Here is a 12,431-nt window from a genome sequence, read left to right on the forward strand (position 1 = left end):
AATGAATTCACATGAAGGTTGCTTACCTTGATAAAGCTATTTATGCCTTATCCTGACAAGCGCCCACACGAATTATCTGATCAATCTGTTAAAGAGCGTTTGGACTCGAGGATCGTTACCGCTGATCCCGTGTCTCAAGTGAGGCGCATATTCTAGCGTCTCGGTGTTTTAAGTCAACTCTTATTTTCAACATTTTCGACCGAAGCCGAGGAGAAAAACGAGTGACTCACAAGCCGATACTGCCGGCCAATTCATCAAGCTAAACACTTGAAAATCAACCACTTACTTCCGACTTGCTCGCTCTGGTCGGTGGCTGTTAAAGCCGCTTTCCCTAAGCGAGGTGCGCATTCTACATTGCCCCCGATCAGAGTCAACAGCCCCTTTGAAATTATTAACGAATAAGTGCAAAAAGAGGCTAATCAAACTCCAAAACGGCTGATAGACGGCAATATAGATCACCCGGCAACCAGCAGTGCACATTTAAATCACTCAGCCCTGATTAATAAACAGCCAACTCTGATCCTGGGCTCACCGGCATTATTAATCCGAAGGACTCACAACAGGAAAAAATCATGTTTCGAAAGCCACAAACAACAAAGGCGCCTAAGAAGGCGCCCTTGTTGTTTCTAACCATTAAAACCAGTAGCCAGCTACAGGACGGCCCCAATCATAAAGAGCCGCTACCTATAGATGACTGTGCAACTGGATGACATGCAACATTGCACTCACAGAACCACTCTCAGGCGACAACGTAATGCTGCAGATCAACCAGTTCGACCTGAGCCGCGCTCACTGCCCCCTCAAAGAAGTAAGACGCAACGCGCACGAAGCGTTCAGGCCCATCGGTTACCAGGAAAGACACATGCCCAGGCGCATCACCCTCTCGCATCAGGTTGGCTTCCAGCAACTGCTGCTTGACCACACGCGTGGTCGTCACCGCCGAGTCCACCAGGCTGACATCAGGCCCTACCACCTTGGCAATGGCACCCTTTAGCGCCGGAAAATGAGTACACCCCAGCACCAGAGTATCAATGCCGGAGTCACCCTCCGCCTCATCCAGCAGTGGCGCCAGGCAGCGCGCGACTATCTGCTCGACCAGATCACCCTCGTGCCAGCCTTCTTCAGCCAGAGAAACAAAGAGTGAACAGCCCTGAGCCCGAATTCTGATATCCGGGCGCAGCGACATGATCGCCTTCTGATAAGCCTGATTGTTTACCGTACTCTCGGTGGCGATAACTCCCACCTGACCGTTACGGGTTTGCGCACAGCAGGCTTCAGCCCCCGGCTCAACCACGCCAACTACCGGAACGCCCGGAAAGCGCAGACGCAGTGGCTCCACAGCTACCGCTGACACTGTGTTGCAGGCGATCACCAGCAGCTTGACCTTGCGCTCGATCAGCAGCCGCGCCGCCTGCTCTGCATAGCGCATAACCGAGAGTGAACTCTTGGTGCCATAGGGCACCCGCGCGGTATCCCCGAGGTAAATCAGATTTTCGCAGGGCAACTGGCGACGCAACTCATTCAGCACCGTCAGACCGCCAACACCCGAATCAAACACACCTATAGGCAGACGCCGACGCTCTTGCTGCTCACTCATTTTTTCTTGCGCGATTTACGCTTGCTATCTTTCTTCAAGTCCTGCACGTGCAACTTGAAGCGCTGCTTCTTGGCCAACTGACGAGGGGTCAGCTGATTCGGGCGACCTTCAAACGGGTTGTCACCCACGCGGAATTCAAACCGCACCGGCGTGCCCTTGATGCCAAGCACCTGACGGAACTTGTTTTGCAGGAAACGCTTGTATGACGCCGGCAGGTTATCCAGCTGATTACCATGGACCACAATAATCGGCGGGTTCGAGCCTCCCTGATGGGCATAGCGCATTTTGATACGACGACCATTCACCATCGGCGGCTGATGCTCTGCCACCACATCCTCAAGCAGACGGGTCAGGCGGTTAGTCGGCCACTTGGCCATGGCACTGGCATAGGCCTCGTCCACTGAGCGATACATCTCACCCACTCCACTGCCGTGCAGCGCAGAGATAAAATGAATACGGGCGAAATCTACAAATTCGAGACGACGCTGAATCTGCTCCTTGACCTTGAGCTTCTGCTCTTCGGGCATGCCATCCCACTTGTTCAGCGCAATAACCAGCGAGCGACCGGCATCAAGCACGAAACCAAGCATGTGCAGATCCTGATCGGTCACCCCTTGACGCGCATCGATCACGCACACCACTACGTTGGCATCTTCGATAGCCTGCAGCGTTTTGATGATCGAGAATTTTTCCACCGCTTCAGTGATATTCTTGCGACGACGCACACCCGCGGTGTCGATCAGTATGTAAGGCTCACCATCGCGCTCATAGGGAATATAAATACTGTCGCGTGTGGTACCGGCCTGATCGAAAACCACAACGCGGTCTTCACCCAGCATGCGGTTAACCAGTGTCGACTTGCCCACATTGGGCCGACCGACCACCGCGATCCGGGTGCTGAACTTGAACTCTTCCGGCAGTACATCGGCTTCCTGCTCAGGTAGCTCGCTGAGCACTTCCTCGATCAGCAGCGTCACACTGCGGTTCTGCGATGCCGCGATCGGCAAAGGCTGTCCCAGACCCAGACCAAAGAAGTCGGAAATAGCGACATCCGGGTCCATGCCGTCAGTCTTGTTGACCACCAGGTAGCTGCTTTTCTCGGAGCGGCGCAGATGATCAGCAATCATCTCGTCGGCCGGATTCAGACCGGCACGACCGTCCACCAAAAACAGAACGATATCCGCCTCTTCGATCGCCATCAGGGACTGCTTGGCCATCAGGGAATCGATACCCTCTTCGTCGCCACTGATGCCGCCGGTATCGATAACGATAAACCGAGCATCGCCGACCTTGCCTTCGCCATACTTGCGGTCACGGGTCAGGCCCGACAGATCGGCCACCAATGCGTCCCGCGAGCGTGTCAGTCGATTAAAAAGTGTAGATTTGCCGACATTGGGTCGGCCCACGAGCGCTATAACCGGTACCATTCTCTATTTACCACAACGAAAACGGCGGCTACTCGCAAACGCAAATAGCCGCCTGTGAAAATCACTCATGCTCAGTTTAGGCGCAATGCCAGCAAACGGCCGTCATTACCCAGCACATAGAGCACATCATTAATCGCGAGCATGTCGCCCACTACGCCTTTTGAGTCAGCGCGGTAGCGTGCGACAAAGTGGCCATCAACCTGCGACATGAAGTGCAAATAACCTTCCACATCGCCTACCACCAAGTTATTTCCCAGCACCGCAGGGGCTGATATCGTGCGGTTTTCCAATGCTGGCTGAGTCCAGACGCTAGCACTACTGCTCGCATCGTAGGCCTGCACGTAATCGTTAGCCTCTACCACATAGACGTTGCCGAAACCTGCAGCCGGCGTACGGTAGCTGGAACTGTCTCGAGCCCACTGAATCTGCGCATCAAACGGATTGATCGCCACCAGACGCCCCTGATAACTGGACACATAGAGCATCTGATTGGCCAGTAACGGACGACCATCGATGTCCACCATGCGCTCCAGCTCGGAACGCCCCTGGGGCTCGGCAATGCGCTGTTCCCACAGCATGTTGCCATTACTGTTGGTCAGCGCCGCCAGCTTGCCGCTGGCAAAGCCTGCAAAGGTGACATCCGCCGCAACGATAGGTGCCGCAGTACCACGCAGACTCAGGCTTGGCACCTGACTGTCGTAGGTCCAGCGGTGCTCACCGGATGTGCTATCCAGCGCTGTCACCTTGCCATTAACCAACTGCACCACCACCAGATCGCGGTTAAGCTGCGCCGGCGCCACGGCTTCGGAGGACACCTGGCGGCGCCAGAGTTCCTGACCGCTACCACTGTCCAGAGAGACAACCAGACCCGACTCGGTGACGACGACTACAGACGCAGGCCCTACACCGGCCCCCGCGCCCAGCGCTGTTTCGAGTTCGACTTCCCAGGCTTTCTTGCCGGTCGCAAGATCAAACGCCGCTACCGTGCCTTCAGCGTCATTCGCATAGATGCGCACACCATCGGACGCTGGCGCAAACTGGTGGAATTTCTTGCCAAGGCCAGAGCCCACACGAGCACTCCAGAGCACATCAACCGAACGCTCGGATTTGAAATCGACTAGCTCATTGGGTTCGACTTCGTCATTCGAACTCCAGAGGCTGCAGCCGCTCACGGACGCAATCAGCGCACTCGTAGCCAGAACACGGAACAGCTTGTTCATTTAACCTTCCTCAGCCGTGAGATTTTCAAGCTTCATGGTCAGTAGTGGGCGCACACCGGCAGTTTCGGCCGCCTCGGCCGCCAGACGATAGGCATCCCGCGCTTCTACAGCTTTACCGGCAGACAGCAGCAAATCGCCACGCAGCTCCTGATAGCTGGCGTCAAAGCTGCCAGGCTCCAATGCATCCAGCAACGCCAGCGCTTCACTCGACTGACCCTGTTGCCCCATAATCTGCGCCTTGCGCATGATGGCAACAGTCCGCTGAGCATCGCTGGGCTCGTGACTCAAAACCCATTCGAGCTGCGCCAGGGCTTCATCCAGCTGACCCTGTTCGACCGCCACGCGAGCCATCAACAGCGAACCCAGGGTGGCGTAGGCACTGCCTTCGTAGTCAGTCTTGAGTCCGCTCGCCAGGTGCTCGGCCGTCGCGACCTGAGCATCAGTGCCCTCAGCGGCCAGGGACAGACTTACGGCCTGTACCAGGTTCTGATACATCGCCGAAGCGTTTGCGGCTTCTGTGGCCTGACGCTCCTGCCAGGTCCGCCAGCCAAACACCAGCGCCAGCGCTATCGCCAGGGTCAGCAGCAAAGTCTTGCCGTTTTCCTGCCACCAACGCTTAAGCGCTTCTACCTGTTCCTCTTCTGTGCGCATCTCAGCCACGTACGACTCCCTATGCCCTGTCGATCAAACGTTGATAATATTTGTAAGCTCAGCCGCAAGCTGCGACCAACCTATCTGTTTTTGTTCCGCATCACTGCGCAGCGACTTGACTGTCGCCACCTGATGCGCGACTTCATCATCCCCCAGAATAAGGGCGACGCTGGCACCGCTGCGATCGGCTTTCTTCATCTGACTCTTGAAGTTACCGCCACCGCAGTGGAGCTGGATTCGAAGATCTGTTTCATTACGCAGACGCTCCGCCAGCAGCAGTGCCTGACTGGCCGCATCGGCACCCATTGAAGCTATATACAGATCAACCGTCTGGCGCGCGGCATCCGGCACGACTTCCAGGGTTTCGAGCAGCAGCACCAGGCGTTCGATGCCCATGGCAAAACCCACCGCCGGCGTCGCCTTGCCACCAAGCTGCTCCACCAAGCCATCATAACGACCACCCGCACAGACGGTACCCTGGGAACCGAGCTTGTCGGTGACCCACTCGAAAACCGTCTTGCAGTAGTAATCAAGCCCACGCACCAGGCGCGGATTCACCTCATAGGTGAGGCCAGCACGATCAAGCAGGGCTTTAAGCGCTGCGAAATGCTCGAGGGACTCAGCATCCAGATATTCATGGAAATCTGGCGCATCGTTCAGCAATGCCTGGGTTGTCGCATCCTTGCTATCGAGGATACGCATGGGGTTGGTATCCAGACGACGCAGACTGTCTTCATCCAGCTGCTCCTTGCACCCTTGCAGGTACTGCACCAGCGCTTCCTTGTAGCGGGCGCGTGCCTCGGCACTGCCAATGGTATTCAGCTGCAAGGTGACCGCATCCAGCAAGCCCAGCTGACGCCAGAGACGGGCAGTCAGCAGAATCAGCTCGGCATCGATATCTGGCCCCTGCATGCCAAAGGTCTCGACACCAATCTGGTGAAACTGACGATAGCGCCCCTTTTGTGGCCGCTCATGGCGGAACATGGGACCCTTGTACCACAACCGTTGCACCTGATTGTAGAGCAGGCCATTTTCCTCACCGGCGCGCACGCAACCCGCCGTCCCTTCGGGACGCAGCGTCAGGCTGTCACCATTGCGGTCTTCGAAGGTGTACATCTCTTTTTCGACGATATCGGTCACTTCACCAATAGAGCGCTTGAAAAGATCGGTCTGCTCGACGATTGGCATGCGTATTTCAGCGTAACCGTAAGCACCGAGGACGGTCTGCACATGCTGTTCCAGGTACTGCCACACCGGAGTTGCCTGCGGCAGGATGTCATTCATACCACGAATGGCTTTGATCTTGGCCAAAATAAAACCCTACTAAATCTGAACGGCGACGTATTAATTAAGCGGAAGCGTTAACCGGGCAACATTCTTGTTGTTGAAGGGCCCAAGGTCAACTGCAGCGCCATCAAAACTGATATCACTCACCGCATTGGTGCGACCCAGCAATATATTCAAGGGTCCCGCCTGGTCGATACGCAACTCTTCACCGGCCTTGCGCAGGTTGTTAAACAGCGTCTTGCCTGTGGCACTTTTGATCGTGACCCAGCAATCATCGCTGAAACGAATCAGCAGCCCGCTCGTAGCCGGCGTGCCTGCAGCATCAGTAGCCGCCACATCTGACTCAGGGTCAGCAGCCACGTCAGGCGCAGGCGCCTCCTGGGTAGCCGTCGCAACAACGGTTTGCGCTGCGCCTACCGTAGCCACATCTGCTACTGCCGTAACCGCCGGTGGAACACCGGTTGCACTCAAAGCGGCCTCAGCCTGGACTGTAGCCGCTTCGGTCGACACCGCAGCCTCGCCAGACGACAACTGCGGCGCAGTTTTATCGAGACCTGGCTCAGGTTCTGCAAAATCAGGCTCAGGCTCGCCAGCGGACAGCACCAGGGTTTCACCATTGGCTGTATCCACCGACACCGTGCTTTCTGGCGGGCTGGTCAGTACAACTTCATGTCCATACTGCGTCTTCCACCACCAGAAGGTGGTCGCGACTATAACGACGACGAGCAGCAACATCGAAAGACTGACACCGGGGCCCGATGAACCCGAAGGCTGCACCCGAGTGATCGAGCGAATGGACGCGGAAGCCTGACCTCCGCCATAGTTTTTGTCGAATTCAAGTACCAGATCGTCGCCATTTACACCCAGCAGACGGGCATAGGATCTAAGGTAGCCGCGGGTAAATACAACGCTCGACAGCTTGCCATAGTCCCCCTCCTCCAGCGCCTTTACCTGTGCCACAGGCAATCGCAAAGATGTTGCCACCTGCTCCAGTGACAGTCCCTGGCTCTCACGCATTTGAACAAGACTGAACTGTGACGACACGGCCGCACTCGATTCAGACTCAGCCTGGGACACCTGGTTCACTGCAGTGACTCCTTGTAATTGGCATATTCCGCGGATTGCGGGAAAAGATTTTTCAATAAGAGCGCGAAGGTAGCACCCCGGGTGCTGCTGCCACCTTCACGCGACAGCTGAATCCCCAGCCAGAGGCTCTGGGCGCTGTGCTCCACCTGCCGCGACTCAATCAGCGTGGAGAATTTATCAAAATACTGCCGGGCTTCCGGCAAGCGACCGGCCTCAAACTGCACGGCCGTCAGCTCCAGCAGGGCCAACGGACGGTTGGGGGACAGCCTGAGCGTTCGCTCGAAAGCATGCTGTGCCGCTTCCGGACGCTGAATAACGCGAAAGCACCGCCCCAGGTTTTCAAACGCCTGGGCACGCTGGGTGTAAAACGGATCTTCCGTCGCCCGCTCCAGCTCGGTGCAGGCTTCGCTGTAACGACCCTGCGCATAGAGGAAGGCACCGAAGTTATTGTGGTAGGACGCCGTCTCCGGCTCCAGATCCACAGCCTTGCGGAAGTTCTGTTCCGCCAGAACGTACTCCTGCTCCACCTGAAACACCAGCGCCAGCGCATTGTAGCTACCGGCATGCTTGTCACTGATGGTTACAGCTCGCTGCAGGGCATCCTTGGCACTGACCAGATCACCGGCTCGCAGATACTGCAAGCCAAGCTGAGTATAAGCTTCAAGAGCCTTTTCTGGAGACACCTCTGCTGAATTCTGACGCCCCGGTGAACTGGTGCAGCCCACCACTAACAACATGACAATCGTCCATAGTGCTGCGCGAATTCCGCTCAAACTATATCTCCTAGGCGCTTCGATCCGTGGATAGACCGGGCTCCTCTTGTACCACGGGAATGATTTTTTGGCTACGGCGGGTGCGATCCTGCACCTGACCGACCAGCTGCCCGCAGGCCGCATCAATCTCGTCGCCACGGGTGCGTCGAACAGTGGTAATAATATTCGACGTCACCATGATCTGCTTGAACGTCTGAATCGCCGCATCGGACGGACGCTCGTAACCGGAATTTGGGAAGGGGTTAAACGGAATCAGGTTGAGCTTGCAGGGCAGACGGCGCAGCACCTTGACCAGTTCACGCGCCTGATGGGGCTGATCGTTCACGCCCGCCATCATGGTGTACTCGATGGTAATAACGCGCTTGTCACTCAGACCTTCGAGGTAGCGGTTGCAGGCATCGATCAACTGATCAATAGGATAGCGACGGTTGATCGGAACCAGCACATCGCGCAGCTCATTGTTGGGCGCATGCAGCGAGATCGCCAGGGAAACATCACTGACTTCCCGCAGTTTATCGATTGCCGGCACAACACCCGCCGTGCTCAGGGTGACACGCCGCTTGGACAGACCATAGGCGTTGTCGTCCATCATCAACTGCGTGGAGTCGACGACATTGTCAAAATTCATCAGGGGCTCGCCCATGCCCATCAGTACCACGTTGGTCACCTGGCGCTCACCGTTGGGATCCATCGGACCGAAAGACTTGATAGCGATATAGACCTGGCCAATGACTTCGGCCGCAGTCAGGTTACGATTAAAGCCCTGTTTGCCTGTAGAGCAGAAACTGCAGTTCAGGGAGCAGCCAACCTGGGATGAAATACAGAGTGTACGGCGGGTACCTTCAGGGATCAGCACGGTTTCCACGCAGGAGCCGCCCTCCACCCGGATAACCCATTTGCGCGTACCATCTTTGGAAATATCCTGAGAGACCACTTCGGGCGGCCGGATCTCCGCGACAGCATTAAGCTTCTCGCGCAGCGCCTTGCTGATGTTTGTCATCTCATCAAAACTTTCGGCACCCAGCTGATGAATCCATTTCAATACCTGGGTGGCGCGAAAGCGCTTTTCCCCAAGCTCAGCAAAAAACGCCTCAAGCTTGGCAGGAGACAACCCCAGTAGATTGGTTTTGGTAATGGATTCAGTCATCAAAGTCACTCAGTATTAAATCGTTGTGCCAGAGCCTCGGCGCAGCCGAAACCCCGGCACAGGTTTACAGCTTACTTGCCGAAGAAGTAAGCGATCTCACGTGCAGCAGAAGTAGCGGAATCCGAACCGTGCACAGCGTTGGCATCGATAGATTCAGCGAAATCACGACGGATAGTGCCTTCAGCAGCATCCTTCGGATTGGTAGCGCCCATCAGTTCACGGTTAACCAGGATAGCGTTTTCACCTTCCAGCGCCTGTACAACAACAGGACCAGATGTCATGAAAGCAACCAGATCACCAAAGAAAGGACGCTCTTTGTGTTCAGCGTAGAAGCCTTCAGCTTCTTCTTTGGACAGGCTTTTCATCTGCATTTCAACAACCTTCAGACCAGCTTCTTCAAAGCGAGCAACGATCTGACCGATGACATTTTTAGCAACAGCATCAGGCTTGATGATGGACAGAGTACGTTCGACAGCCATGGAAATTCCCCAAGTAAGGATAGATCAAAATTTAAACGCGGCATTATACGCCAAGCCCAGGATATAAAACAGCAGCGCCTGCAGCGAAAGCCAAGTTACCTGGCAGTCTAGCTGCACCGAGACGCATAGCTCGACAGACAGAGAGCACAGCCGCGCGCACAAAAAACCCGGCAAATGCCGGGTTTTCTCAAGCTGCCTGCAAAGCCCCTAGAAATCAGGCTTCGTAGGGGTCGCGCAGAACGATGGTTTCAGCACGATCAGGACCGGTGGAAACGATATCCACAGGTGCTTCAATCAACTGCTCAATACGCTTGATGTAGGCAATGGCGTTCGCCGGCAGCGCATCAATGGACTGAGCGCCGACCGTGGAGTCACTCCAGCCCGGCATCTCCTCGTAAACAGGCTCGACCTTGTCGTAATCTTCGCTACCACTGAGGGATTCAACCAGGTTGCCCTGCTGATCACGGTAACCAATGCAGATACTGATCGTTTCCAGACCGTCCAGCACGTCCAGCTTGGTCAGACAGATACCCGAAATCGAGTTGATCTGAATCGCATGCTTGAGCGCAACCGCATCAAACCAGCCACAACGACGCGCACGACCCGTGGTGGCACCGAACTCGTGACCACGCTCTGCCAGACGACGGCCCACGTCACAACCCAGTTCCGTCGGGAAGGGACCACCACCCACACGCGTGGTGTAAGCCTTGGTGATGCCCAGGATGTAATCCAGGTACAGCGGACCGAAGCCGGAACCCGTGGAAGTGCCGCCGGCCGTGGTGTTGGACGAGGTCACAAAGGGATAGGTACCGTGATCGATATCCAGCAGCGAACCCTGCGCACCTTCAAACATGATGCTGGCACCCTGCTTGCGCAGACCGTGCAGAATCGAGGTCACATCAGCAACCATGGGCCGCAGCTGCTCACCCATTTCCAGCGCCTGCTGCAATACAGTGTCATAGTCGATCGGATCAACCTTGTAGTAATGCTCCAGCGCGAAGTTGTGATAGGCCATCACTTCCTTCAGCTTGACGGCAAAACGCTCAGGGTGCATCAGGTCGTCCAGACGCAGACCGCGACGCGCGACCTTGTCTTCATACGCCGGGCCAATGCCACGACCGGTAGTACCGATCTTGGATTCGCCACGCGCAAGCTCACGCGCCTGATCCAGCGCCACGTGATATGGAAGAATCAGCGGACAAGCCGGGCTCAGGCGCAGGCTTTCACGCACCGTCACACCCGCCTGCTCAAGGCCCTCAATCTCCTTGAGCAGCGCTTCCGGCGACAGCACTACACCATTACCGATCAGACACTGCACGCCTTTGCGCAGAATGCCGGATGGAATCAGGTGCAGAACCGTCTTCTTGCCATCAATAACCAGTGTATGGCCGGCGTTATGCCCACCCTGAAAGCGTGCTACCGCTGCAACTCGCTCGGTCAGCAGGTCGACAATCTTGCCTTTGCCTTCGTCGCCCCACTGCGTGCCTAAAACAACTACGTTTCTACCCATTGTTGTCTCTAGTGATGTCTAGCGTTAATCGAAAAATTCGCTTACAGGGCCGTCACGACCCACGTATCCCCTTGTTGCAGCAACTGACGGTCGCAACTGGACGCATTCGCCAGCGTCACGTCCGGTAACTGCTGCATAACGCGCTCTCCCTGAGCACGCAGTTCGCTGATTCGAGCCAGCAGCGACGGGGCCTGCCCCGCCGGCGCAAGAATGGCGCTGCCACGGGCTTCAAGCCCTGCAACTGCCAGATCTTCCAGGCATTTCAAATCAGCGCTGAATCCTGTTGCCGGGCGTGCCCGGCCAAAATCCCGCCCAATCTCATCGTAGCGACCACCCTTTGCAATCGCCTGACCGAAGCCCGCTGCATAGGCTGCAAACACAATACCCGTATGGTAGTTGTAGCCTCGCAGCTCACCGAGATCAAAGTACAAACGCACCTGCGGATAACGCAGGTTCACCTGTCGCGCGATCTCTTCAAGATACGCCACCGCATCCAGTACCGCAGCCTGGCCATCGCCAAACAAATCGCGAGCGCGCAACAGCACCTCGGCGCCACCATGCAAACGCGGCAATTCAGTCAGCAGCGCAAGCGTAGGTGCATCGAGATCCAGCTCAGCCAGCAGCGTCTCAATTTCCGGCAAGGCCTTCAATTGCAGCTTTTCAAGGTACAGGCTTTCCTGCGCCGCAGTCAGACCCGCAGCCGCCATCAAGTTGCGTACAATCCCGACGTGCCCCAAATCCAGGCTCAGCGGCGCCTCTATGCCGGACGCCAGCAGCGTCTCGAGCATCAGACTGATCACCTCAACATCGCTATCAATGCCGGCGTGACCGTAAAGCTCCGCCCCCACCTGCAACGGATTACGCGAGGCCAGCATATTGGCCGGACGCGTCTGCAATACCGAGCCGCAATAACACAGCCGGCTGGCACCTTCGGTGCGCATGCGGTGCGCATCGATACGGGCGACCTGGGGCGTAATGTCCGCCCGAATACCGAGCAGATGCCCACTGACCTGATCGGTCAGCTTGAAGGTAACCATGTCCAGGTCCCGCCCGACACCCGTAAGCAGAGACTCCAGATGTTCCATCAGTGGCGGCATGACAAGCTCATAGCCCCAGCTGTCATAGAGATCGAGCAGACGACGGCGCAATGCCTCAATCTGGCGCGCCCGTGGCGGCAATATGTCTTTTACGCCATCCGGCAACAACCAGCGATCTGCCAATGCCATGCACTACTCCAAAATACAATCTTGGTAA

Annotated in this window: 11 protein-coding genes; all 11 read right to left on the bottom strand. The window is 56.3% G+C overall.

All coding sequences use genetic code 11. The features are described 5' to 3' along the window. Positions 1-739 precede the first annotated feature (739 nt). The 11 genes from murI to MPRO_RS03640 all read right to left on the bottom strand — a co-directional run bounded on the left by murI (position 740) and on the right by MPRO_RS03640 (position 12,403). Complete coding sequence (gene murI / locus MPRO_RS03590; RefSeq protein ID WP_067287081.1) at positions 740-1,597, bottom strand: glutamate racemase; 858 nt, start codon at positions 1,595-1,597, stop codon at positions 740-742. Then, entirely contained in the window at positions 1,594-3,024 is a 1,431-nt protein-coding gene (gene der / locus MPRO_RS03595; protein ID WP_067287083.1) for a ribosome biogenesis GTPase Der, read from the bottom strand. The genes murI and der overlap by 4 nt, the downstream gene beginning before the upstream one ends. A 71-nt stretch (positions 3,025-3,095) precedes the next feature. After that, entirely contained in the window at positions 3,096-4,244 is a 1,149-nt protein-coding gene (bamB, locus tag MPRO_RS03600) for an outer membrane protein assembly factor BamB (protein WP_067287085.1), read from the bottom strand. Further along, the gene (locus MPRO_RS03605; protein WP_067287088.1) at positions 4,245-4,895 is read right to left on the bottom strand and encodes a YfgM family protein; all 651 of its coding nucleotides are present in this window, start codon (positions 4,893-4,895) and stop codon (positions 4,245-4,247) included. It abuts the gene before it with no gap. A 33-nt stretch (positions 4,896-4,928) separates the two neighbouring features. Next, positions 4,929-6,206, bottom strand: coding sequence for a histidine--tRNA ligase (hisS, locus tag MPRO_RS03610; protein ID WP_067287091.1), 1,278 nt, complete (start codon positions 6,204-6,206; stop codon positions 4,929-4,931). A 33-nt stretch (positions 6,207-6,239) separates the two neighbouring features. Continuing rightward, positions 6,240-7,268, bottom strand: coding sequence for a RodZ domain-containing protein (locus MPRO_RS03615; RefSeq protein ID WP_067287094.1), 1,029 nt, complete (start codon positions 7,266-7,268; stop codon positions 6,240-6,242). Continuing rightward, positions 7,265-8,041, bottom strand: a complete 777-nt coding sequence (gene pilW, locus MPRO_RS03620) for a type IV pilus biogenesis/stability protein PilW (protein ID WP_216821232.1) — start codon at positions 8,039-8,041, stop codon at positions 7,265-7,267. The genes MPRO_RS03615 and pilW overlap by 4 nt, the downstream gene beginning before the upstream one ends. A 10-nt stretch (positions 8,042-8,051) precedes the next feature. Next, positions 8,052-9,188, bottom strand: a complete 1,137-nt coding sequence (gene rlmN / locus MPRO_RS03625; RefSeq protein WP_067287101.1) for a dual-specificity RNA methyltransferase RlmN — start codon at positions 9,186-9,188, stop codon at positions 8,052-8,054. Between the two features lie 71 nt (positions 9,189-9,259). Then, positions 9,260-9,667: a nucleoside-diphosphate kinase gene (gene ndk, locus MPRO_RS03630; RefSeq protein ID WP_067287104.1), complete on the bottom strand. Its 408-nt coding sequence runs from the start codon at positions 9,665-9,667 to the stop codon at positions 9,260-9,262. A 214-nt stretch (positions 9,668-9,881) separates the two neighbouring features. Beyond that, on the bottom strand, positions 9,882-11,177 hold the full coding sequence (locus tag MPRO_RS03635; RefSeq protein WP_067287107.1) for an adenylosuccinate synthase: 1,296 nt from the start codon (positions 11,175-11,177) through the stop codon (positions 9,882-9,884). Positions 11,178-11,218: 41 nt separating this feature from the next. Further along, a complete protein-coding gene (locus tag MPRO_RS03640; protein WP_067287110.1) occupies positions 11,219-12,403 on the bottom strand; it encodes an ATP phosphoribosyltransferase regulatory subunit in 1,185 nt (394 codons plus the stop codon). Positions 12,404-12,431 lie beyond the last annotated feature (28 nt).

The organism is Marinobacterium profundum (assembly GCF_001528745.1).
Classification (GTDB): domain Bacteria; phylum Pseudomonadota; class Gammaproteobacteria; order Pseudomonadales; family Balneatricaceae; genus Marinobacterium_A; species Marinobacterium_A profundum.

Bases quoted from the DNA above. Each gene is read 5' to 3' on its own strand.
- ndk (WP_067287104.1), bottom strand. From the start codon at position 9,667: ATGGCTGTCGAACGTACTCTGTCCATCATCAAGCCTGATGCTGTTGCT.
- der (WP_067287083.1), bottom strand. From the start codon at position 3,024: ATGGTACCGGTTATAGCGCTCGTGGGCCGACCCAATGTCGGCAAATCT.
- MPRO_RS03605 (WP_067287088.1), bottom strand. From the start codon at position 4,895: ATGCGCACAGAAGAGGAACAGGTAGAAGCGCTTAAGCGTTGGTGGCAG.
- murI (WP_067287081.1), bottom strand. From the start codon at position 1,597: ATGAGTGAGCAGCAAGAGCGTCGGCGTCTGCCTATAGGTGTGTTTGAT.
- MPRO_RS03635 (WP_067287107.1), bottom strand. From the start codon at position 11,177: ATGGGTAGAAACGTAGTTGTTTTAGGCACGCAGTGGGGCGACGAAGGC.
- bamB (WP_067287085.1), bottom strand. From the start codon at position 4,244: ATGAACAAGCTGTTCCGTGTTCTGGCTACGAGTGCGCTGATTGCGTCC.
- rlmN (WP_067287101.1), bottom strand. From the start codon at position 9,188: ATGACTGAATCCATTACCAAAACCAATCTACTGGGGTTGTCTCCTGCC.
- MPRO_RS03640 (WP_067287110.1), bottom strand. From the start codon at position 12,403: ATGGCATTGGCAGATCGCTGGTTGTTGCCGGATGGCGTAAAAGACATA.